Genomic DNA, 23,038 nt, shown 5'->3' with positions numbered 1-23,038 from the left:
GGTGTTGCCGGCGTCAGGCGGCGCGCTGCGCGTCGCCTGCGCCGTCGTTGCGGCCCGTCGCGTCGAAGCGCGCGGGGTAGCGCACGCTGAAGCGCAGGGCCGTGTCGTACGGATAAAAATCGGGCAATTCGCCCTGCATCAGCTTGTCCTTGCTCGCCTGCCACAGCACGGGATCGAAAAAGTCCGCGTGATGCTTCATGAAGACGTCGCGCACGCGCGGGTCGCCGAGCAGGAACGGCCCGTAGGTCTCCGGAAAGATGTCGTGCGGGCCGACGGTATACCACGGTTCGCCGGACAGTTCGTCTTCCTCGTTGCGCGGCGGCGGCACGCGTCGTACGTTGCAGTCGGTCAGGTACTCGATCTCGTCGTAGTCGTAGAACACGACGCGGCCGTGGCGCGTGACGCCGAAGTTCTTGTACAGCATGTCGCCGGGGAAGATGTTCGCCTTCATCAGCTCCTTCACCGCGTTGCCGTATTCCTTCACGCCGTGCTCGACGTCCGCGTCGCTGCCGTTCTGCAGATACAGGTTCAGCGGCGTCATCCGGCGCTCGATGTACAGGTGCTCGATCACGAGCTTGTCGTCCTCGTACTCGAGCAGCGACGGCACTTCCTTCTCGAGTTCGCGCACGAGCGCATGATCGAGCCGCGCGAGCGGCAGCGCGACGCTCGAATACTCGAGCGTGTCGGCCATCCGCCCGAGGCGGTCATGGCGCTTCACGAGCTGGTACTTCTCCATGATCTGCGCGCGCGTCGTTTCCTTCGGCGGCGGGAAGTGATCCTTGATGATCTTGAACACGTACGGGAACGACGGCAGCGTGAACACGAGCATCACGAGGCCCTTGATCCCGGGCGCGATGATGAAGCGGTCGCTCGAATGCGACAGGTGGTGCAGCAGGTCGCGGTAGAACAGGTTCTTGCCCTGCTTTTGCAGCCCGACCGACGTGTAGATCTCGGCCTTCGGCTTGCCCGGCATGATCGTGCAGAGGAAATCCACGTACGCGGACGGCACGCCCATGTCGACGAGGAAGTACGAATGCGAGAAGCTGAAGATGATCTGCAGCAGGTCGCGGCGCAGCAGCACGGTGTCGAGCGCGAGCACGCCCGGGCGCACGTGGCGGATCGGCACCGCGAACGGCAGCACGCGGTCGGCGTTGATGATGCGGCCGACGATGTACGCGCTCTTGTTGCGGAAGAACAGCGACGACAGCACGTGGATCTGGAAATTCGGCGCTTCGTCGAAGCGGCCGAATTCGTCGTCGATCGCCTGCATCACGCAGCCGATGTCGCGCGAGAGATCCTCGAACGCCGGCTCGAGCTGGAAGTTCGTGACGATGCGCTCGAGCGTGACCGCGAGCCCGTCGGTGCCCGGATAGTACGCGCGGTAGGTCGGCTTCGCGGCCGGCTCGTCGTTCTCCAGATACTCGGTCGAGATCGCCGGGCGCACGAAGATGAAATCGTTGCTGAAATACGAGCGGTGCAGGATCTTGCAGCACACCGAATTGAAGAAGGTTTCCGCGCACTCGGGCTGGCGGTGCGACGTGAGCAGCCCGATGTAGTGCAGCTTGATCTGCTGCCACACTTCGTCGTCGATGTTCTCCGCGTCGTATTCGTCTTCCAGCACCTCGACGCATTCCTTCACGCGATCGTCGTACGACGTGATCCGCTCGCGCGCGAGCCGCTGCAGCCCGTGCCAGTCGCCGCGCTCGAACAGCGTCTTCGCATCGACCGCCGCTTCGCGGAAGATCCGGTAATGGCGATCGAAGTATTCGAGCATCGTCTGCGCGACGTCGAAACCGATCTGCGACGACAGCAGTTTGGGGAAGTGATTCATCGCGTGCAGGCTCGTTCAAGGGGCTGTAAGCACCCGCCATTTTAGCGCCCAAGTCGGCGTTTCAATGACTTTCGGGGTGACGCGCGAGCGGCCGTCAATCGGCGTGTTGTTCGCCGTTGGGCGCCGTTCGGTGCATCTTCGCGTAAAGATACGGGTACGGAGCCGATTCTGACACGAACTTTTTTGCGGCGGGCCGGCGGTCGTCGAGAACCTGTTTCGCGCGACGGCGATAGAATCGACGCACCGCCCGCCGCGCCTGCCGCCGGCGCGCATTCGCACCGATAACGACGAGACGCCCCACCGATGAACGCCCTGGAACACCAACTCGACTATCCCTTCGCCGATACGCTGCCCGCCGCGGGCGACACGTTCGAGGTCGCGCCCGGCGTGCGCTGGCTGCGCATGCCGCTGCCGTTCTCGCTCGACCACATCAATCTCTGGCTGCTGCGCGACGAAATCGACGGGCAGGCCGGCTGGACGATCGTCGATTGCGGGATCTCGTCCGACGCGATCCGCACGCACTGGGAGCAGATCTTCGACACGCAGCTCGACGGCCTGCCCGTGCTGCGCGTGCTCGTCACGCACTGCCACCCCGACCACTTCGGCCTCGCGAACTGGCTGTGCGAAGGCGGCGACAAGGGCCGCTGGAACGTGCGGCTGTGGATGACGCTCGGCGAATATCTGTTCGGCTGCCTGATGGCGGCCGGCAACGGTTCGAACGCGGGCGGCGCGGCGGCTGCCGAGCACTTCGCGCGCCACGGGCTGACCGATCCGGCCGCGCTCGACAAGCTGCGCAACCGCCGCGGCTATTACTCGGACCTCGTGCCGGCCGTGCCGCCGCGCTACCGGCGCCTGCGCGAAGGCGACGCGGTGACGATCGGCGCGCGCACGTGGCGCGTCGTCACCGGCTTCGGCCATTCGCCTGAACATTGCGCGCTCCACAGCGAAGCGGACGGCGTGCTGATTTCCGGCGACATGGTGCTGCCGCGCATCTCGACGAACGTGTCGGTGTTCGATCTCGAGCCGGAAGCGAACCCGCTCGCGCTGTACCTCGAATCGCTCGGCCGCTACGAGACGATGGCGCCCGACACGCTCGTGCTGCCGTCGCACGGCAAGCCGTTCCGCGGCGTGCGCACGCGCATCGCGCAACTGCGCGAACACCACGATGCGCGCCTGGCCGAAGTGCGCGTCGCGTGCGCGGAGCAGCCGATGAGCGCGGCCGATATCGTGCCGATCATGTTCCGCCGCCGCGAGCTCGACATCCACCAGATGACCTTCGCGCTCGGCGAGGCGCTCGCGCACCTGAACCTGCTGTGGCTCGCGGGCGAGCTCGTGCGCGAGCAGGGGGACGACGGCGTGATTCGCTTCGTGCGACCGTGAGCATGCGCATTGGCGCAGTTGCGCGGCGCGCTTTGGTGCGATTTCCAGATCCCGATCCGAATACCCGTAGCGATCCATGTCTCGCAATACCTCTCTAGCCGACGTCATCACGCTCGCGGAAATACGCGCATTGGCCGACCCGAAATCCTTCGAGCGCGGTACCGCGTACTACCACGACGGCGCCGTCTCGCGGCTGACCGAGCGCGACGGCGAGCTGTCGGCGACCGTGCGCGGCACGTATCGCTATCGCGTCGAATTGTCGGTGGGCGACGACGACACGCTCGGCTACACGTGTAATTGCCCGGTGGGCGGCGAAGGCGCGTTCTGCAAGCATGCGGTGGCCGTCGCGTTGTCGTGGCTCGAAAACAGCGGAGAGGAAGTCTTCCGTGAAGCGGAGCGCGAGCCGTCGTCGAAGCCGCGTCGCAAGCGCAAGACGCAGACGGAGCTGATTCGTGACTATCTGGAGACGCTCGACGAGCGCGCGTTGCGGCACTGGCTGCTCGATGCGGCCGAGCGCGACCGCTCGTTGCGAGACAGGCTGCTGTTCGACGCACGCAGCGCGAATGTCGATGATGTGGCGAGCCTGCGTGCCGCCGTCCGACAACTGGCGCGCGTGTCGCGGCCGCTCGGCTGGGACGAGGCGCACACCTACGGAGAAGGCCTGTTCGAGCTCGCCGACATGCTGCGGCGGCAACTGACGAGATCCCATGCCGCGCAGGTGGTCGAGCTGGCGGAACTGGCGATTGCCGAGGCCGAAGCGAGTCTCGAGCAGATCGACGACTCGGACGGCAGCGTGGCGCCGGGGATTGAGGAACTCGCGGCATTGCATCTCGACGCATGCATTCAGACGCGGCCGGATCCGGTGAAACTGGCCGAACGCCTGTTCCGCCTGCAGGCCGGCGGGCAGTGGGATACGTTTCGCGACGTGGTGCCGGCCTATGCGGAAGTATTGGGCGATGCGGGTCTGACCCATTATCGGGAACAGGTCGAGGCTCGTTGGGCCGAGTTGCCGCCGCTGCTGCCGGGGCGGGACGATCGGGGCTCGTACGAAACGGCGCGCCTGAATCTCGAGCATGCGCTGGAGTCGCTGGCGAGGCACGATGGTGACGTCGACGCGCTGATCGGCATCTGGTCGAAGGATCTGTCCGCTTCGTACCGGTATGCGCAGATCGCGGAACTGTGCGCGGAGCACCGTCGATTCGATGAAGGGCTGGCCTGGGCCGAACGCGGAATGCGCGAGATGAAGGACCGGCACGACGATCGGCTGATGGGCTTCTGCATCGACGAATATTTGCGCCGGCGTGCGTTCGATCGAGCAGACGCACTGGCGTGGGAGCGCTTCGCGGACCACCCGACGGCCGACGCATTCCGTGCATTGATGAAGGTCGCAAAGCGGACGGGGCGGGACGCTATCGTGAAGGCGCGCGCGATCTCGCATCTGCAGTCTGCTGCCCGCAAGCGCGAAGCGGCCGGGAGGCCCGGCAACGGCGCACGACGCTGGGAACCGCCGCCGCGCACCGAGCTGGTGAAGCTCTTGCTTGCGGAGCGGGACGACAACGCAGCGTGGGCCGCGTTCCAGGAGGGGCCGGTCGAAGCCCTCGTATGGCCGGCGGTGGCCGCTGCGCGGGCGAAGACGCATCCCGAGGACGCGATCGCGCTGTATCACCGCTATCTGCCGTTCGCGCTCGACCATGGCGCGGGCAGCGCACGATACGACGAGGCGTTCGGCGTCGTGCGCGAAATTCGCGCGCTGCGCGTTGCGCATCGCCAGCAGACGGTATTCGACGACGAACTCGAAGCGATTCGCAAGACCTACCGCGCGAAGCGCAATTTCATCAAGCTGCTCGGGAAGCTCGACGCGTGATCCGGCTGACAGGCACGGGAGGGCATGGAAATGAATATCGATCTGCAGGCAGTCGACGACACCGTCCTCGCGCTCTTGCGTCTGACGCTGCACGACGGCAATCGCGCATGGAAAGGCTTCGATTGGGATGTGCTGAATCGGTTGCATGAGCGCGGGTTGATCGGCGACTCGATCAACAAGGCGAAATCTGTCCTCCTGACGGAGGAAGGCCTGCGGGAATCGGAGCGTCTCTTCACGCAGAAATTCGTCGTTTCGGGCGGTGCGCGCACAGATAAGTGATCGTCAGCGCCAATCACGCGGCGGGTTCGTAGCGCCACCCGTCGCGATGCCATTGCATCGTGTGCGTCGGTTCGAGCGCCGCGAGAAACGCGGCGTCGTGCGACGCGACCACGATCGCGCCGGGGAAGCCGGCCAGCGCCGCTTCGATCGCGCGCACCGATTCGAGATCGAGGTGATTGGTCGGCTCGTCGAGCAGCAGCAATTGCGCGGGCGTGCCGCGCCACAACGCGCAGGCGAGCGCGGCCTTCAGCCGTTCGCCGCCGCTCAGTTGCCGCGCCGGTTGCGTCGCGCGCGTCGCGTCGAGCTGCAGCAGCGCGAGACGGCTGCGCAGATCGCCTTCGGCGAGCGGCGTATCGAGCAGGCCCAGTTGCTCGACGATCGAGCGCTCCGGGTCGAGCAGCGCGAGCCGCTGGTCGAGATACGCGGCGCTCACGTGCGTCGTGCAGGTACCTGAGCGCGGCGCGAGCTCGCCCGCGAGCATCCTCAGCAACGTCGATTTGCCGCAGCCGTTCGGGCCCGTCAGCGCGATGCGCACGGCGCCGCTCGCCGACCACGTGATCGCGTCGGCGTCGCCCGCGACGCGCCACGGCAATCGCGCGCGCTCGAGCGTGAACAGCTGGCGGCGCGCGCTGACTTCCGTGCCCGGCAGCGAGACGAGCACCGGCGCGTCGGCTTCGATGCGCGCGGCTGCCTCCTGCACGCGCGTGTCGAGTGTCGCCTTGAAGTCGCTCTGATGACGCCGGACCGACCCCATGATCGCGCGCGCCGCGCCCTTGCGGCTCTGGCGCGCCATCGACGACAGGTTGGCCGTCTTCGCGTCGCGCAGCGAGGCGGCCGCGTGGCGCTGGATCGTGTCGTGTTCCTGTTCGAGCCTGCGCCGCACGCGCCCGCGCTCGGTGCGCGCATGGTCGAGCGCCGCATGTGCGGCCTCCTGTTGCGCGTCGCGCTGCGCGCGGTAGAGCGCGTAATTGCCGCCATACGAGCGCGCGCCGTGCGGCGTCAACTCGACGATGCGCTGCACGCCGGCGAGCAGCGCACGGTCGTGGCTCACGATGACGACGCCGCCGCGCCAACCGTCGAGCGCCGCGCGCAGCCACGCGCGGCCCGGGGCGTCGAGATGGTTGGTCGGTTCGTCGAGCACGAGCAGGCCGGCGCCCGACAGCAGCGCGCCGATCAGCGCGACGCGCGCGAGCTGGCCGCCGCTCAGCGCATGCGCGGGCATGTCGGCGTGGACGTCGTGCAGGCCGGCCGCGTCGAGCGCCGTGCGCAGCCGCTCCGCGAGATCCCAGCGATCGCCGATCAGGTCGAAGTCGTGCGGCGTCGCACGACCGTCCGCGAGACGCGCGAGCGCGCCGAGCGGCGCATCGAGCGCCGCGATCTGCGCGACGGTCGGCGGGGCGGCGGCCGCGTCGTCGCGGTCGAGATCGTGCTGCTGGGCGACGTAGACGACGTGCGTATGTCGCTCGATCGTCCCCGCGCTCGGCGTGCGCCGCCCCGCGATCAGTTGCGCGAGCAGGCTCTTGCCGACGCCGTTGCGGCCGACGATGCCGGTCGGCGTGCGGTCGATGGACAGGTCGAGCGAATCGAACAGCGTGACGCCGTCGTCGAAGCGGAAGGAAACGTGATGAAGCGCGACGAGCGCGCCGGTGGGCGTGGCTGCAGCCATAAGCACCTCCAAAAATGCATGAAGACCTTCGCGCGCGGCGTGCGTGGCACGGGCGGCGAAAACATTTCGGGAAGGCTTAGTTGTTCACTTTGGCTGGCGTCCGGTATGAGGAATGAGCGCGCAGTGTAGCAAGCGCGGCGCGCGGGCCGCAAGCGAGCGGCGCGAACGCCGTCGCTTGCGCGCCACGCACGGTTACTGCACGGCGACCGTCGTGAAGTTCTGCCGGCCGAACGGACTCACGTGATAGCCGCTCACGTTCGTGCGCGTCAACGCGGCCGCGGTCGGGTAGCCGAGCGGAATCCACAGCGCCTGATCGTGGATGATCTTTTGCGCCGATTCGTACAGCTTCGCGCGCTTGGCCTGATCCGCGGTCGACTTGCCGTCGGCGATCAGCTTGTCGAGCTGCGCGTCGCAGAAGCGCGCGAAGTTGATGCCCGACTTCACCGCGTTGCAGCTGAACAGCGGCGACAGGTAGTTGTCCGGATCGCCGTTGTCGCCGGCCCAGCCCATGAACAGCATGTCATGCTGGCCGAGCTTCGCCTGCTTGATCAGCTCGCCCCATTCGATCACCTTCACCTCGGCCTTCACGCCGACCTTCGCGAGGTCGGCCTGCAGCAGTTCCGCGCCGACCTTCGGGTTCGGGTTCAGCACGCTGCCGGTCGGGCGCGTCCAGATGGTCGTCGAGAAGCCGTTCGGGAAGCCGGCCTGCGCGAGCAGCTGCTTCGCCTTCGCGGGATCGTACGCATACGGCGCGACGTCCTTCGCGTAGCTCCACGTGTTCGGCGGATACGGATTGTTCGCGGCCGTCGCGGTGTTGTCGAACACGACCTTCAGGTAGGTCGCGCGGTCGAACGCGAGGTTCAGCGCCTCGCGCACCTTGTCGTTGTCGAGCGGCTTCTTCTGCGTGTTCAGCGCGACGAACGCGGTCATGAACGCGGGCGTCTGCACGACCTTCAGCGCGCTTTCGCCCTTCGCGGCGAGCACGTCCTGCGGCTTCGGCGACAGCGCGATCTGGCATTCGCCGGCCTTCACCTTCTGCAGGCGCACCGACGGGTCGGGCGTGATCGCGTAGATCAGCCGGTCGACCTTCGGTTTCGTGCCCCAGTACGTCGGGTTCGCGTCGTAGCGGATCAGCGCGTCCTTCGTATAGCTCTTCAGCACGAACGGGCCGGTGCCGACCGGCTTCGCGTTCAGGTCGGCCTGCTTGCCGGCCTTCAGCAGCTGGTCCGCGTATTCGGCCGAGTAGATCGACGCGAAGCCCATCGTCAGGATCGGCACGAACGTCGCGTTCGGCTCGTTCAGCACGAATTTCACCGTGCTGTCGTCGACCTTCGTGACCGACTTCACGAGCTTCACGAGGCCCATCGACTGCGCATGCGGGAAGCCGCTCGCGCCGGCCACCTTGTGCCACGGATTCGCGTCGTCGAGCATCCGCGCGAACGTGAACACGACGTCGTCCGCATTGAGCGCGCGGCCCGGCTTGAAATAGTCGGTGGTCTGGAACGCGACGTTCGGGCGCAGGTGGAACGTGTACGTGAGGCCGTCGGCGCTCGCTTCCCATTTGTCCGCGAGCGCGGGTACGACTTTCTTCGCGGCTTCGTCGTAGGACACGAGCGTGTTGAAGATCACGTCGGCCGATGCGTTGGTCGTGACGAGCGAGTTGTACTGCACGACGTCGAAACCGTCCGGGCTCGATTCCGTGCAGACGGTAAGCGGCTTGGCGGCGGCGAGGCCGGGGGCGGCAAGGGCGACCGCGAGCGCGGCCACGGCGAACGGCTTGACGTGCATAGGATCTCCCACGTGGCGTGTGTTTTTCGCTGGATGACGGAGGCAGGCGCGGCCCGGAAGCGGGCGGGGCCGCGCGGCTGGCGAATAGGATACCGTCAAAGCGCGCGACGCGTGAAAAAAGGCGTCGGAACGCAGCGAATTGACCGAAAAACGGCTGCGTTCGCGACGGAACGGGTGTTGATGCGGCGGAGCGGGTAGTGCGAGCGCGGCGTGGGAGGCGACGTTCCGGGTCGGGGCGAGGCGGGCGGCTGCGAATGCGCGGCGGAAATGCGCGGCGCCGCGCGCTCAATGGAACCAACAGGTCGCCGCAGCGGTGCGACACGAGGGGAGAGATCCGCACGGATTCGCGCGGTATGGCGATGCAGATCAGGCTGCGGCGCGACAGCGATCCGGCGAGACGCGCGCCGGATCCGCGACGCACTCAGTGCGCGCCGGCCTTCGGCTTGCGCGGCGCCTTTTCGAACAGGCGATCGTACAGCCAGCGCGGCAGCACGTGCAGCACTTTCGCGACGACGCCCATCTGCCACGGAATCACGCGGAACGCGTGCTGCCGAGCGATCGCGCGCGCCGCACGCGCGGCGAAGCGGTCGGCGTCCATCAGGAACGGCATCTTGTACGGGTTGTGCGCGGTCATCGGCGTGCGAATGTAGCCGGGCGCGATCGTCACGACGCCGACGCCGGCCGGACGCAGCTCGACGCGCAACGCTTCCAGATACTTGATCGCGGCCGATTTCGACGCGCTGTACGCGCCGGAGCCGGGCAGCCCGCGCACGCCGGCGACGCTCGCGACGCCGACCAGCGTGCCGTGGCGGGCGGCCGTCATCGGGCCGACGAACGGCTCGAACGTCGCGACCATCCCGTAGTAGTTGATGTCCATCACGTCGCGGAACGTGGCGAGATCGCCCTGGCCCGTGACGGCGCCCTGGCTGATGCCCGCGTTCGCGATCACGACGTCGGGGCAGCCGTGCGCGGCGATGAACGACGCGGCGGCCGTCGCGAGCGCGTCGGCGTCGCGCACGTCGGCGGAATAGACGGAGATGGACAGCTTCGGGAACCGCCGCGCGAACGCATCGAGTGCATCGGTGCGCCGTGCGACGAGCGCGAGCGTGGCGCCCTGGCGGGCGTATTCCTCGGCCATCGCGAGGCCGAGGCCGCTCGACGCGCCGGTGATGAAGACCTTCAGCGGAGTAGTCATGCCGGCGCGCGGGTGGGGATCAGAGCTTCTTGTCCTGAACCTGCTTCACGAGGAAGTCGAGCACCTGCGCGGTACCCGGGATGCTGTTCGTGTAAGCGGGGCCCGTCTTGTACTTGCCCTGGACGACGACCGTCGGCACGCCGTCGATCGCGTAGTCCTTCAGCAGCTTGGCCGACTGGTTCACCTCGCCCTGCACGCTGAACGAGTTGTACGCGTCCATGAACTTCTTCTTGTCGACGCCTTGCGTGGCCAGGAAGTCGGCCTGCGCCTGCGGCGTGAGCAGATAGTTCTTCTGCTTGTGGATCGCGTTGAAGATCGCCGGCGTGACCTTCTCGGAAATGCCGAGCGCGGACACCGCGTAGAACAGCTTCGAGTGCGGCAGGAAATCGTCACGGAATGCGACCGGCACGCGCTTGAAGTCGATGTTGTTGCCCTGTTTCTTCACCCAGGCCTCGATCGTCGGCTCGAATTCGTAGCAATGCGGGCAGCCGTACCAGAAGAACTCGATGACCTCGACCTTGCCGGCCGGCGCGGACACCGGCTGCGGCGACTTCATCACCTCGAAGTCCTTGCCGGCGGCCGGCGCGGCAGGCGAAGCCTGCGCGAGGCCGGCGGCCAGGCCCAGGGACAGAAGGAGCGTGCTAAGTAGTTTTTTCATGTTGTGAACGTCGAATCAGTTGCTCGGGTTACGGAACGTAACGGGTTCTGCGTGGACGCGGCCGGTTGGCTTACTGCTTCGTGAAGCGGATCACCGCCGTGTCGACACCTGCATCGGACAGGCGCTGACGGGCCGAGTTCATATCCTCGAACTTCGAGAACGGGCCGACGCGCACGCGGAAGTAGGTCACGCCGCTGACGTCGCGCTTCGACACCTTCGACTCGAAGCCCTGGAAGCCGAGGCGCGCACGCTGCTGCTCGGCATCGCCTTCCGTCTTGTATGCACCGACCTGCAGGAAGTAGCCGGTGTTCGCGTCGTTCGCGGTCGGCGGCTTCGCCGTGGTTGCCGCGGCGGCTGCGGCCGACGACGTCGGCTTCGGCGTGTTCGCGGCCTGCTGCTGTTGCTGCTGCTGCTTTTGCGCGGCGGCCTGCTGCGCCTGCTTCTGCGCGGCGAAGCGTGCGAGGTCGTCCTCGCCACCTTGCTGCTGTTGCTGCTGCGCTTGCTGCGTCTTCTTCGGCGGCGGCGTGGTGTCGGCCGGCTTCGGTGCGACGGCGACGCCGTTGCCCGACGACGGATTGTTCGACGCGGCGGTGTTGTTCGAGCCGGTGGCGCCGTTCGTGTTGCCCGACGGCGGCACTTCGACAATCTGCGGCTCGGGCAGCAGGCCGTTCTGGGTCTGGTTCGCGGCCTGGCCGGGCGCGGTGTTGGGCGGCGCGGATTGCGCGGCCTGCGGCACCGGCTGGCCGGGCGTCTTGCCCTGCAGCGCGCGGTTCGGGTCGAACTGCTGCGGCTGGCTCGCGCCGTTGTCGGCCGGCGGCGGCGCGACCTTCGACACGAACGGCGACGGCGAACGCGTGATGTACAGCGCCACCACCACCGCGATCGCGAGGCCGACGATCAGGCCCAGCACGATTCCAAGAAATGTCCCTCCTGCTTGTTTCGATTGCTTCGAAGTTCGGCGTGGTTGTGCCATTGCTTGAGTCACCTGCAAAAAGAATCGTGAGAGGGCCGCGGCGGGCATCCGGGCGACGGGCATCCGTCGGCCGGTGCTGCCGCGGCCATTCGCGGCCCGGTTCGGGGCCGCGCTGACATCCTTACATCTTGGCGGGCGCGGATACGCCGAGCACCGCCAGGCCGTTCTCGAGCACCTGCCGGGTCGCGGCGAGCAGCGCGGCGCGCGCATTGCGCGGCGCTTCGTCGTCGACCAGCACGCGCTCCGCATTGTAGAACGAGTGGAATTCGCCAGCGAGATCGCGCAAGTAGAACGCGACCGCGTGCGGCGCCAGCTCGTTCGCCGCGTGCGTGAGCATGTCCGGATACTCGGCGAGCTTCTGCATCAGCGACGCCGCTTGCGCGCTCGTCAGTTGCGACAGGTCGGCGCCCGGCAGTTGCGCGACGTCGACGTTGTAGCGCGACTTCAGTTCGTTGAGCACCGAGCAGATCCGCGCATGCGCGTACTGGACGTAATAGACCGGGTTTTCGTCGTTCTGTTTCAGCGCGAGGTCGATGTCGAACACGAACTCGGTATCGGCCTTGCGCGAGATCAGGAAGAAACGCACCGCGTCGCGGCCGCGCGTGATGGTCGCCTCGTCGATCAGGTCGGGTGCCGCTTCCTGGCCCGCGGCCGCGCCGCCCGACCATTCGATCAGGTCGCGCACCGTCACGTAGCTGCCCGCGCGCTTCGAGATCTTCACTTCCTGGCCGTCGCGCATCACCGTGACCATCTTGTGCAGCACGTAGTCGGGATAGCCTTTCGGGATCCCGATGTGCAGCCCCTGCAGGCCGGCGCGCACGCGCGCGATCGTGCCGTGGTGGTCCGAACCCTGGATGTTGATCACCTTCGTGAAGCCGCGCTCCCACTTCGTCACGTGGTACGCGACGTCCGGCACGAAGTACGTGTACGTGCCGTCCGACTTGCGCATCACGCGATCCTTGTCGTCGCCTTCGTCGGTCGTGCGCAGCCACAGCGCGCCGTCCTGCTCGTAGGTCATGCCGGCCTTGACCAGCGCGTCGACCGTCTGCTCGACGCGGCCTTCGCTGTACAGCGACGACTCGAGGTAGTACTGGTCGAACTTCACGCCGAACGCCTGCAGGTCCATGTCCTGCTCGCGACGCAGGTACGTGACCGCGAACTTGCGGATCGCGTCGAGATCCTCGACGTCGCCCGCGCCCTTCACCGGCTCGCCGTCCGACGCGGCGACCGTTTCGCCGTTCAGGTAGTCGCGCGCGATGTCGGCGATGTACTCGCCGTTGTACGCGGCTTCCGGCCAGCCCGCGTCGCCCGGCTTCAGGCCGCGGGCGCGAGCCTGCGTCGAGATCGCCAGGTTGCCGATCTGCACGCCCGCGTCGTTGTAGTAGAACTCGCGGTGTACCGCATAGCCCTGACTCGCGATCACGTTCGCGAGCACGTCGCCGAGCGCGGCCTGGCGGCCGTGGCCGACGTGCAGCGGGCCGGTCGGGTTGGCCGACACGAATTCGAGCAGCACCTGCTTGCCTTTCTCGCGATCCGACGTGCCGAACGCGCGGCCCTGGTCGAACACGGCGGCGATCACCGCCTGTTTCGCGGCGGCCGACAGGCGCAGGTTGATGAAGCCGGGGCCGGCGATCTCGGCGGCTTCGACGAGGCCTTGCGCGGCCGGCTGCGCGGTCAGTGCGGCGACGATCTGCTCGGCGAGCTGGCGCGGGTTCGCGCCGAGCGGCTTCGCGAGCTGCATCGCGACGTTGCACGCGACGTCGCCGTGCGCGGCGACCTTCGGGCGCTCCAGCGTGATGGCGGGGGCGACGAACGCCGCGTCGGCGCCTTTCAGCGCGTGTGCGACCTGCTTGACGCTATCCGCGAGCAGGGCTTCGAGGGTCTGTTTGTGTGCTGGCAGCATGCTGGTAGAAGGCTTCGTTGGTGGCGGCCGGAAACGCGGGCCCGCCGGCGCGCTTTTTAAGCGCGCGTTTCAGGGATCGCAGAATTTTAACAGGTGCTAATATGCCGCTCAGGCGGTCCGCGTCCGCGAGGCCGGACGCCGGTCTGTCGGCGTTCCCCAACCGCGCCGCGCAGGCACAACAAGATGAAAAGGGAATTGTCATGATTACGTTCAAGAGCAAGGCGGCACAGGATCTCGACGTGCTGAAGGATTTCGCCGTGTATGTGCTGGGTCTCGTCGGCAAGCAGCTGGGCGAGCGCGGTGTCATTACGCACGACGAACTGGACCACGCGATCGCCAAGCTGGAAGGCGCGGTCGCGCAGGCGAAGCAGGAGCGCGCCGAGCACGCCGGCCATTTCCACGAGGACGAAGCCGACCACGCGCACCATGAAGTGCCGCCGAGCCTGGCCCAGCGCGTCGCGCCGTTCCTGACGATGCTGCGCGAAGCGAAGGCCGGCCAGGCCGACGTGCACTGGGGCTTCTGAGCGTCCTTGCCTGGCGGATCGAACGGTTCGCCCGACACGAAAAAAGCCCGCGTTCGAGCGGGCTTTCTCTTTTGTCTGATGAAATTTGCGTCGATCAGAGCTGCGGCGCGAGCGCGCGGCGCGCGTCGTCGAGCGACAGCGCCATACGTTGCGCGTAGTCCTCCAACTGATCCTGTCCGATTTTCCCGACCGAGAAGTAACGGCTGTCCGGATGTGCGAGGTAGAAGCCCGACACGCTCGCCGCCGGCAGCATCGCCAGCGAATCGGTCACGCTCATGCCGATCTCGTCCGCGTGCAGCACGTCGAACATGTCGCGCTTCACGAGGTGGTCGGGGCAGGCCGGGTAGCCGGGCGCCGGGCGGATGCCCGCATACTTCTCGGCGATCAGCGCGTCGTTGTCGAGCGTCTCGCCGCTCGCATAGCCCCACAGCTCGCGCCGCACGCGTGCGTGCATCGCTTCGGCGAACGCTTCCGCGAAGCGGTCGGCGAGCGCCTTCAGCATGATCGCGCTGTAGTCGTCGTGATCGGCTTCGAACTGCTTTTCCTTCACGTCGACGCCGAGGCCGGCCGTCACCGCGAACATCCCGATGTAGTCGGCCACACCCGACTCCTTCGGCGCGATGAAATCGGCGAGCGAACGGTTCGGCCGCATCACGCCGTCGACCACCGGGCGCACGCTCTGCTGGCGCAGATTGCGCCACGTGAGCAGCACTTCCGAGCGCGACTCGTCGCTGTAGATCTCGATGTCGTCGTCGTTGACCGTGTTGGCCGGCAGCAGCGCGATCACGCCGTTCGCGGTCAGCCAGCGGCCCTGGATCAGGCGCGCGAGCATCGACTTCGCGTCGGAGAACACGCGCCGCGCCGATTCGCCGACGATCTCGTCGTTCAGGATCGCCGGGTACGGGCCCGCGAGATCCCAGGTCTGGAAGAACGGGCCCCAGTCGATGTAGTTCGCGAGTTCGTTCAGGTCGTAGTTCCTGAACACGCGGCGGCCGATGAACTTCGGCTTCACCGGCTGGTAGCCGGCCCAGTCGATCTTCGTCTTGTTCGCGCGCGCGTCGGCGAGCGTGACCATCGGCTGCGCCTTGCGGTTCGCGTGCTGGTCGCGAATGCGTTCGTAATCGGACTTCAGCTCGTCGAGATACTTCGCCGCGCCTTCGTCCGACAGCAGGTTCGACGCGACCGACACCGAGCGCGACGCGTCCGGCACGTAGACGACCGGGCCTTCGTAGTGCGGCGCGATCTTCACGGCCGTGTGCACGCGCGACGTCGTCGCGCCGCCGATCAGCAGCGGAATCTTCTTCACGCGGAAGTAGTCGTCGCGCTGCATTTCGGACGCGACGTACGCCATTTCCTCGAGGCTCGGCGTGATGAGGCCCGACAGCCCGATGATGTCCGCGCCCTCGACCTTCGCCTTCGCGAGGATCTCGTTGCACGGGACCATCACGCCCATGTTGACGACTTCGAAGTTGTTGCACTGGAGCACGACCGACACGATGTTCTTGCCGATGTCGTGCACGTCGCCCTTCACGGTCGCGATCACGATCTTGCCCTTCGCGCGCACGTCGCCGCCCGCTTCCGCGAGCAGCCGCTTTTCTTCCTCGATGAACGGGATCAGGTGCGCGACCGCCTGCTTCATCACGCGCGCCGACTTCACGACCTGCGGCAGGAACATCTTGCCCTGGCCGAACAGGTCGCCGACGATGTTCATCCCGTCCATCAGCGGCCCTTCGATCACGTTGATCGGACGGCCGCCGGCCGCGGCGATCTTCGCGCGCACTTCTTCGGTATCCTCGACGATGAAGGTCGTGATGCCGTGCACGAGCGCATGCGAAAGCCGCTTCTCGACCGGCTGGTTGCGCCACTCGAGGTTCTCTTCCTTCTTCGCGCCGCCCGCCTTGAACTTGTCGGCGATTTCGAGCAGACGATCGGTGGAATCGTCGCGGCGGTTCAGGATCACGTCTTCCACGCGCTCGCGCAGCTCCGGGTCGAGATCGGCGTACACGCCGAGCTGGCCCGCGTTCACGATGCCCATGTCCATCCCCGCCTGGATCGCGTGGTACAGGAACACGGTGTGGATCGCCTCGCGCACCGGGTCGTTGCCGCGGAACGAGAACGACACGTTCGACACGCCGCCGCTCACCTTCGCGAACGGCAGGTTCTGCTTGATCCAGCGGGTCGCCTCGATGAAGTCGACCGCGTAGTTGTTGTGCTCCTCGATGCCGGTCGCGACCGCGAAGATGTTCGGGTCGAAGATGATGTCTTCCGGCGGGAAGCCGACTTCGTTCACGAGGAAGTCGTACGAGCGCTTGCAGATCTCGGTCTTGCGCGCGTACGTATCGGCCTGGCCGGTTTCGTCGAACGCCATCACGACCGCGGCCGCGCCGTAGCGGCGGATCAGGTTCGCGTGGTGGCGAAACGCGTCCTCGCCTTCCTTCAGCGAGATCGAGTTCACGATCGCCTTGCCCTGCACGCACTTGAGGCCGGCCTCGATCACGTCCCACTTCGACGAGTCGATCATGATCGGCACGCGCGCGATGTCCGGCTCCGACGCGATCAGGTTCAGGAAGCGCACCATCGCCGCCTTCGAGTCGAGCATCGCCTCGTCCATGTTGATGTCGATCACCTGCGCGCCGTTCTCTACCTGCTGGCGCGCGACGGCGAGCGCCTCGTCGAACTGGCCGTTGAGGATCATCCGTGCGAACGCCTTCGAGCCGGTGACGTTGGTGCGTTCGCCGACGTTGATGAAGAGCGTCCCGGGCGTGACGTTGAACGGCTCGAGGCCGGCAAGGCGCATCATGTGATCGGTCATGGCGGTGCGAATTCTTTTGATGATGGACGTGGGGCGGTCGGTCAGGCGTTGTCGCTGTACTGGTTCGGCCAGCGGCGCGGCTTCACGTCGGCGAGCGCCTTCGCGATCTCGGCGATGTGCTCGGGCGTCGTGCCGCAGCAGCCGCCCGCGAGGTTCACGAGCCCGGCCTGCGCGAATTCCTTCAAGAGGCCCGACGTGACGTCGGGCGTTTCGTCGAAACCGGTGTCGCTCATCGGGTTCGGCAGGCCCGCGTTCGGGTAGCACGACACGTAGGTGTCGCACAGCTTCGCGAGCTCGGCGATGTACGGGCGCATCAGCGCCGCGCCGAGCGCGCAGTTCAGCCCGAACGTGAGCGGCTTCGCGTGACGCAGCGAATTCCAGAACGCCTCGACCGTCTGGCCCGACAGGATCCGGCCCGACGCATCGGTGACGGTGCCCGAGATCATGATCGGCAGGCGCTCGCCGGTGTTCTCGAACAGTTCGTCGAGCGCGAACAGCGCGGCTTTCGCGTTCAGCGTGTCGAAGATCGTCTCGACGAGGAACAGGTCGACGCCGCCGTCGAGCAGCGCCTTCGCCTGCTGGTAGTACGACGTGCGCAGCTCGTCGAACGTGACGTTGCGTGCGCCCGGATCGTTGACGTCCGGCGAGATGCTGGCCGTCTTCGGCGTCGGTCCGATCGCGCCCGCGACGAAGCGCGGCTTGGTCGGCGTCGCGTATTTCGCGGCCGATTCGCGCGCAAGCTTCGCCGATTCGACGTTCATCTCGACGACGAGCGCTTCCATCCCGTAGTCGGCCTGGGCGACGGTCGTCGCGCCGAACGTGTTGGTTTCGACGATGTCGGCGCCGGCCGCGAAGTACTGGTCGTGGATCTCGCGGATGATCTGCGGCTGCGTGAGCGACAGCAGCTCGTTGTTGCCCTTGATGTCGCGCGGGAAATCCTTGAAGCGCTCGCCGCGATACGCGGCTTCGTCGAGCTTGTAGCGCTGGATCATCGTGCCCATCGCGCCGTCGAGGATCAGGATGCGCGATTTCAGCAGCGCGGGCAGGGCGGCGCCGCGCGTGTAGCGCGCGTCGAGCGGGACGGAAGCGGCGAGAGGAGTCGCGGACATGGGCGGAAAATCGGCGAAGACGGGAAAACCGTCATTGTAGCCGGTGCGTCAAGCGGTCGTCGGCCCTCGCCGCATGGGCCGGACGGGCCGCCAAAGGAAAGCCCCCGCCGGCGAGCCGGACGGGGGCAGGATCGGAGTGCACGCGGCGCCGCATCGATGCGCGGCGAATGGCCCGGCCGCGTGACGCGCCGGGCCGCGAGTCGTCAGTGCAGCACGACGGGCATCATCATCAGGCTGTCGAATTGTCCGAGGAATTCGTCGACCTCGTCGAGCGACGGTTCATCCTCGATCAGCTGCTTCACGTGCGCGCGGAATCGTTCGGCAAGTTCGCCGTCGATGAAGATTTCGCGCTGCGCGTTCTTGTCGACGATTTCGTATCCGCCGGCATTCATCAGGTGATGGCCGGCCTGCGGCGCAAATTCGACGACGCAGTAATTGGGGCTGTTGTAGATCATTTGCATGGCGGCACTCCTCTTCGCAGTGGCATCTGGCCTTGTTGTCCCCTAGGTGGGGCAAGCCTTGCCGGTTTCAAGGGGCTTGCGCTGCACACCCCGTTCTCCCGTTTGCGTGGGGTGTATCGGTTAGAAGCCGATGTCTATCAAACGTTTCTCATTGTGAGCCGGTGGACTGAAATAGTTGTTAAAGAATGTCATCGGCCATTTCCGGAAAAACTGTAATCGGTCGAAATTGCCGATTCATGTGCGTTTATCACTGTGTGACAGTCGACGCCGCCGGTGGTTGCATCGTCGCGGGCGGTGTCGATGGCGCCGGTTCCGCAGGCGGCGCAGGCGATGCATGGGGCGTCGACGCCGCGGTGGGCGCGTTCGTTGCGCCGCCGGGCGCTGCATCGGCAGGCACGTTCGGTGCGGCGAGGCGGCCGTGCCACAGCAGCTCGATCTGCGCACCGTTCGGCTCGGTCTGCACGAGCCGCGCGGGCAGCCAGCCGAGCGACGGCGCGAGCCACATGTCGATGCGGCGCGTGTCGCCGTCGCGGCGCGGCAGGCGCATGAAGTGGCGCGCGCCGACGATGCCGGCCTGCGTCTGCACCTGCTCGTCGCCGATCACGGTGATCGGCCAGGTCTCGCCACTGTTGTTGTCGATCACGAAGAACTGCTGCGTGACGCCAGGCTTGTAGGCGGCGGGATTGCCGCGCAGCAGCCCCGACAACTGCATCAGCATGCTGAAGCGGTCCTGCACGCCGTCGGGCAGCGGCGCGTTGTTCGGCGTGCGCGTGAACACCACCTGCCGGATCTCGCGGTTGAAGATCGCGATGTCTTCCGGCCGCTTGCCGCGCTTCTCGACGTAACGGTCGGGCGCGACGCCGAACGCGTCGATGCGGCCTTCGCTGCGATAGGTGAACGGGCCGACGAACGGCACCGGCATCGACACCGACAGGTCGTACGTGTGCCCGTCGGTGCGCCAGTGGATCGTGCCGATCATGTTCTGCATGCCGTTGTAGAACGTGTCGTATTGCAGGTCGCCGGATGGCGGCGCGGCGAACTTCACGCCGCTCGTGGCAGGCCCCGGCGTCGCGGCGCTGGTGCCCGCGGCCGACGCGGCTTGCGTGCCCGAAGCCCCCGATGCGCCGCTCGCCGCGGATGCGGCGGCCGCCGGCGGTTCGCCGTGCTCGGCCGTTTGCGTGGAGGTGAGGACCGGCTCGTGCGACGGCGCGGGTTTCGGCGGGGCGGCCTCCGGCGCGGCAGCCTTGGGTGCGGCCGGACGTTCGACCGGCTTCGGTTCCGGTGGCGCAGGCTGGCGCTCGATCGGCTGCGGTTTCAGCAGTTCGATCTGCACGGGGATCTCAGCGGACGGCGGCGGCGTGAACGATTCGCGGTTGCGCATCAGCCAGAATCCGGCAAGCGCGTGCAGTACCAGTACGGCGACCAGCGCGACGCCCACGCGCAGCCAGCGGCGGGGCAGGGCGTGACTCGGGCGAAGGTCGGCAGGCTGGTTGGGCATCGGAACAGGGTCGGGCGCGTGGGTGACGTCGGGCGCGCGGCGCGCGCCACAGGAATCGGACCGCCGGATGCGCTGCCCGTTCGCGAGGCGTGACGTCGCGTGAACCGGATGTGTCAGGCGTCGCGTGCGTCGGGACTATAGCCGAGTTCGTAAGACAGTTTCTGCGCGCATGCGCGCAGCGCGGTGTCGATCTCGCCGCCCCACGCGATGTCGAACGAGCCTTCCTGGCCGAGCGCGACGATCGCGAGCGCCAGTTCGCCGACTGCGTCGAACACGGGCATGCAGAACGCATGGATCGTCGGCAGCAGCATCCCTTCGACGCGCGCGGCCTGGTGCTCGCGCACGTCGGCGAGCACCGCGTCGACTTCGTCGAGCGTGCGCGGGCCGCCGTGGTGCGGCGAGCGGCGCGTATCGGCGAGTTCGCGCTCGAGCATCGCGGCGGTCTTGCTGCGCGGCAGGTACGCGGCGAATAGCAGGCCCGTCGCGGAGCCGAGCAGCGGCATCACGTCGCCGAGCTTCAGCGACGCCTTCGCCGGATGGCTCGATTCCATCCAGTGCACGATCGTCGGCCCCTGGTTGCCCCATACCGCGATGCCGACCGTCTGGTCGAGACGGTCGCGGAATTCGGTCAGCGCGATCCGCGCGAGCTTCACGCCGTCGACGCGTGCGAGCCGCGCGAGGCCCATCTGCAGCGCGAAGCCGCCGAGCTCGTAGCGGCCCGAGACGGGGTCCTGCGACACGACGCCGAGCCGCGAGAAGCTGACCAGGTAGCGGTGCGCCTTCGCCGGGCTCATGCCCGCGCGCTGCGCGAGATCGCGCAGCATCATCGCGCGCGGCTCGCTCGTCAGCACGTCGAGCAGGCGGAAGCCGACCTCGATCGACTGGATGCCGGAACGGACCTTCTCGCCGTGTTCGCCGGAAGCGGCGTCGTCGGTATCGGAGTCGACGAGATCGTCGTCGGGGAGCGGGCTGGCGGGCATGGGCAACGGGTGCGCGAAAATGCGACAGGAAACGGGGCGAAAACGGCGTGCGCGATCATGGCGCGCCGCAGGGATTCACCATCGTAAAATAGATTCCCTCCATCGTCACTACAACGGCAGATCCTCCCTATGAAACTTGCTTCGCTGAAGGACGGCACGCGCGACGGCCAGCTGATCGTCGTGTCGCGCGACCTGCACACCGCGGCGATTGCCGATGCGATCGCGCCGACGCTGCAGCGGGTCCTCGACGACTGGGCGTTCTACGCGCCGCAGCTGCGCGACCTGTACGACGCGCTGAACCACGGCCGCGCGCGCAATTCCTTCGCGTTCGATCCGGCCAACTGCATGGCGCCGCTGCCGCGCGCGTTCCAGTGGGCCGACGGCTCCGCGTACGTGAACCACGTCGAGCTCGTGCGCCGCGCGCGCGGCGCCGAGATGCCGCCCGAGTTCTGGACCGATCCGCTGATGTACCAGGGCGGCAGCGACGATTTCCTGGGGCCGCGCGACGACGTCGTATGCCCGTCCGAGGAATGGGGCATCGATTTCGAGGCGGAAGTCGCGGTGATCACCGGCGACGTGCCGATGAGCGCGTCGCCCGACGACGCGCTGAAGGCCGTGCGGCTCGTCACGCTCGTGAACGACGTGTCGCTGCGCAACCTGATTCCGGCCGAACTCGCGAAGGGCTTCGGCTTCTTCCAGAGCAAGCCGGCCACCGCGTTCGCGCCGGTCGCCGTCACGCCCGACGAGCTCGGCGACGAATGGCGCGAGGGCCGCGTGCACCGCCCGATGATCGTCCACTGGAACGGCAAGAAGGTCGGCCAGCCCGACGCCGGCACCGACATGGTGTTCCACTTCGGCCAGTTGATCGCGCACGCGGCGAAGACACGCAACCTGCGCGCCGGCTCGATCGTCGGCTCCGGTACGGTATCGAACAAGGACGCGAAGCGCGGCTACTGCTGCATCGCCGAGAAGCGCTGCCTCGAGACGATCGAGCACGGCGCGCCGCAGACCGAGTTCATGCGCCATGGCGACACCGTGCGCATCGAGATGTTCGACGCGGCCGGCAAGTCGATCTTCGGCGCGATCGAGCAGTCGGTTTCCCCGCCCGACGGCGCGGCATAAGCGGCGCGGTACGTAACGCAACGCGACGCGACGGCGAACCCCGGCTTCGGCCCGCGCGCCGGGTTTCGCCCGATGTTTGACCGCGCGGGCTTGGCTACACTCGATTCAAGCGTTCGAGCACCTCGAACAAGGAGCAGCAGATGGCCGATCTCGCCGCGTACGGCGGTTACGAAGCACTGAAGGTGACGCGCCGCGACCATGGGGTGCTCGACATCGTGATGAGCGGCGAGGGCGCGAACCGCAGCGGCCTCGCGACCGCGAACGCGCGCATGCATCGCGAACTCGCCGACATCTGGCGCGACGTCGATCGCGATCCCGACACGCGCGTCGCGGTGATCCGCGGCGAAGGCAAGGGCTTTTCGGCGGGCGGCGATCTCGCGCTCGTCGAGGACATGGCGAACGATTTCGACGTGCGCGCCCGCGTGTGGCGCGAGGCGCGCGACCTCGTCTACAACGTGATCAACTGCAGCAAGCCGATCGTGTCGGCGATGCACGGGCCGGCCGTCGGCGCGGGGCTCGTCGCCGGGCTGCTCGCCGACATCTCGATCGCCGCGAAGGATGCGCGCATCATCGACGGCCATACGCGGCTCGGCGTCGCGGCCGGCGACCACGCGGCGATCGTGTGGCCGCTGCTGTGCGGGATGGCGAAGGCGAAGTACTACCTGATGCTGTGCGAGCCCGTGAGCGGCGAGGAGGCCGAGCGGATCGGGCTGGTCTCGCTCGCGGTCGCGCCGGCCGACCTGCTGCCGAAGGCATACGAAGTGGCCGAGCGGCTCGCGCACGGTTCGCAGTCGGCGATCCGCTGGACCAAGTACGCGCTGAACAACTGGCTGCGCACGGCCGGGCCGACCTTCGATACGTCGCTCGCGCTCGAATTCATGGGTTTTTCGGGGCCCGACGTGCAGGAAGGCATCCGCTCGCTGCGCGAACGGCGCCCGCCCGCGTTCCCCGGCGACGCGCCGTTCTGACGTGCGCGCTATGATCGAATCACGCGC

At 67.2% G+C, this 23,038-nt stretch carries 18 protein-coding genes; 6 read left to right on the top strand and 12 right to left on the bottom strand.

Annotated features, from left to right (window positions below):
• Positions 1 to 13: 13 nt before the first annotated feature.
• On the bottom strand, positions 14 to 1,831 hold the full coding sequence (gene aceK / locus KR541_RS15210) for a bifunctional isocitrate dehydrogenase kinase/phosphatase (RefSeq protein ID WP_050017788.1): 1,818 nt from the start codon (positions 1,829 to 1,831) through the stop codon (positions 14 to 16).
• 303 nt (positions 1,832 to 2,134) lie between these two features.
• Here aceK and KR541_RS15205 point away from each other — a divergent pair, with 303 nt between their 5' ends.
• The 3 genes from KR541_RS15205 (at position 2,135) to KR541_RS15195 (ending at position 5,354) form a co-directional block, all read left to right on the top strand.
• Positions 2,135 to 3,211 carry an MBL fold metallo-hydrolase gene (locus KR541_RS15205; RefSeq protein ID WP_050017789.1) on the top strand — a complete coding sequence of 359 codons (1,077 nt, stop codon included), beginning with the start codon at positions 2,135 to 2,137 and terminating at the stop codon, positions 3,209 to 3,211.
• A gap of 76 nt (positions 3,212 to 3,287) precedes the next feature.
• Positions 3,288 to 5,075: an SWIM zinc finger family protein gene (locus KR541_RS15200; protein ID WP_050017790.1), complete on the top strand. Its 1,788-nt coding sequence runs from the start codon at positions 3,288 to 3,290 to the stop codon at positions 5,073 to 5,075.
• Between the two features lie 30 nt (positions 5,076 to 5,105).
• Positions 5,106 to 5,354 carry a DUF6429 family protein gene (locus KR541_RS15195; RefSeq protein WP_176016579.1) on the top strand — a complete coding sequence of 83 codons (249 nt, stop codon included), beginning with the start codon at positions 5,106 to 5,108 and terminating at the stop codon, positions 5,352 to 5,354.
• 13 nt (positions 5,355 to 5,367) lie between these two features.
• Here the strand turns inward: KR541_RS15195 and KR541_RS15190 are convergent, their stop codons facing one another.
• From KR541_RS15190 to argS, 6 genes are all read right to left on the bottom strand, one after another.
• The gene (locus tag KR541_RS15190) at positions 5,368 to 7,020 is read right to left on the bottom strand and encodes an ABC-F family ATP-binding cassette domain-containing protein (protein WP_050017792.1); all 1,653 of its coding nucleotides are present in this window, start codon (positions 7,018 to 7,020) and stop codon (positions 5,368 to 5,370) included.
• A 192-nt stretch (positions 7,021 to 7,212) separates the two neighbouring features.
• Complete coding sequence (locus KR541_RS15185) at positions 7,213 to 8,808, bottom strand: ABC transporter substrate-binding protein (protein ID WP_089488859.1); 1,596 nt, start codon at positions 8,806 to 8,808, stop codon at positions 7,213 to 7,215.
• Between the two features lie 421 nt (positions 8,809 to 9,229).
• Complete coding sequence (locus KR541_RS15180) at positions 9,230 to 10,003, bottom strand: SDR family oxidoreductase (protein ID WP_050017794.1); 774 nt, start codon at positions 10,001 to 10,003, stop codon at positions 9,230 to 9,232.
• Positions 10,004 to 10,022: 19 nt separating this feature from the next.
• A complete protein-coding gene (locus tag KR541_RS15175) occupies positions 10,023 to 10,661 on the bottom strand; it encodes a thiol:disulfide interchange protein DsbA/DsbL (RefSeq protein ID WP_011694426.1) in 639 nt (212 codons plus the stop codon).
• Between the two features lie 70 nt (positions 10,662 to 10,731).
• On the bottom strand, positions 10,732 to 11,634 hold the full coding sequence (locus KR541_RS15170) for an SPOR domain-containing protein (protein ID WP_050017795.1): 903 nt from the start codon (positions 11,632 to 11,634) through the stop codon (positions 10,732 to 10,734).
• Between the two features lie 121 nt (positions 11,635 to 11,755).
• Positions 11,756 to 13,537 carry an arginine--tRNA ligase gene (gene argS / locus KR541_RS15165; protein WP_050017796.1) on the bottom strand — a complete coding sequence of 594 codons (1,782 nt, stop codon included), beginning with the start codon at positions 13,535 to 13,537 and terminating at the stop codon, positions 11,756 to 11,758.
• Positions 13,538 to 13,737: 200 nt separating this feature from the next.
• On the opposite strand from argS, the gene KR541_RS15160 reads away from it, so the two are divergent.
• Positions 13,738 to 14,061, top strand: coding sequence for a DUF1840 domain-containing protein (locus KR541_RS15160; protein ID WP_006489103.1), 324 nt, complete (start codon positions 13,738 to 13,740; stop codon positions 14,059 to 14,061).
• Between the two features lie 94 nt (positions 14,062 to 14,155).
• Here KR541_RS15160 and metH read toward each other — a convergent pair whose 3' ends face one another.
• From metH to KR541_RS15135, 5 genes are all read right to left on the bottom strand, one after another.
• Positions 14,156 to 16,873, bottom strand: coding sequence for a methionine synthase (metH, locus tag KR541_RS15155; protein ID WP_050017797.1), 2,718 nt, complete (start codon positions 16,871 to 16,873; stop codon positions 14,156 to 14,158).
• A gap of 41 nt (positions 16,874 to 16,914) precedes the next feature.
• Positions 16,915 to 17,982, bottom strand: coding sequence for a homocysteine S-methyltransferase family protein (locus KR541_RS15150; protein ID WP_050017798.1), 1,068 nt, complete (start codon positions 17,980 to 17,982; stop codon positions 16,915 to 16,917).
• Between the two features lie 203 nt (positions 17,983 to 18,185).
• Complete coding sequence (locus KR541_RS15145; RefSeq protein WP_006477667.1) at positions 18,186 to 18,443, bottom strand: BTH_I0359 family protein; 258 nt, start codon at positions 18,441 to 18,443, stop codon at positions 18,186 to 18,188.
• Positions 18,444 to 18,690: 247 nt separating this feature from the next.
• Complete coding sequence (locus KR541_RS15140; protein WP_050017799.1) at positions 18,691 to 19,941, bottom strand: DUF3108 domain-containing protein; 1,251 nt, start codon at positions 19,939 to 19,941, stop codon at positions 18,691 to 18,693.
• A gap of 113 nt (positions 19,942 to 20,054) precedes the next feature.
• Positions 20,055 to 20,921, bottom strand: a complete 867-nt coding sequence (locus KR541_RS15135) for an IclR family transcriptional regulator (RefSeq protein ID WP_050017800.1) — start codon at positions 20,919 to 20,921, stop codon at positions 20,055 to 20,057.
• A gap of 129 nt (positions 20,922 to 21,050) precedes the next feature.
• On the opposite strand from KR541_RS15135, the gene KR541_RS15130 reads away from it, so the two are divergent.
• Together KR541_RS15130 and KR541_RS15125 are read left to right on the top strand one after the other, a co-directional pair.
• On the top strand, positions 21,051 to 22,043 hold the full coding sequence (locus KR541_RS15130; RefSeq protein ID WP_050017801.1) for a fumarylacetoacetate hydrolase family protein: 993 nt from the start codon (positions 21,051 to 21,053) through the stop codon (positions 22,041 to 22,043).
• A gap of 140 nt (positions 22,044 to 22,183) precedes the next feature.
• Positions 22,184 to 23,011 (top strand): enoyl-CoA hydratase/isomerase family protein, encoded by an 828-nt coding sequence (locus tag KR541_RS15125; protein ID WP_089488857.1) that lies wholly within the window; start codon positions 22,184 to 22,186, stop codon positions 23,009 to 23,011.
• The last annotated feature ends 27 nt before the right edge of the window (positions 23,012 to 23,038 follow it).

Origin of the sequence: Burkholderia sola (genome assembly GCF_905400185.1) — a bacterium.
Lineage (GTDB): Bacteria > Pseudomonadota > Gammaproteobacteria > Burkholderiales > Burkholderiaceae > Burkholderia > Burkholderia sola.
Note: the sequence above shows the minus strand (reverse complement) of the source record. Positions and strands in the feature narration are given on the sequence as shown.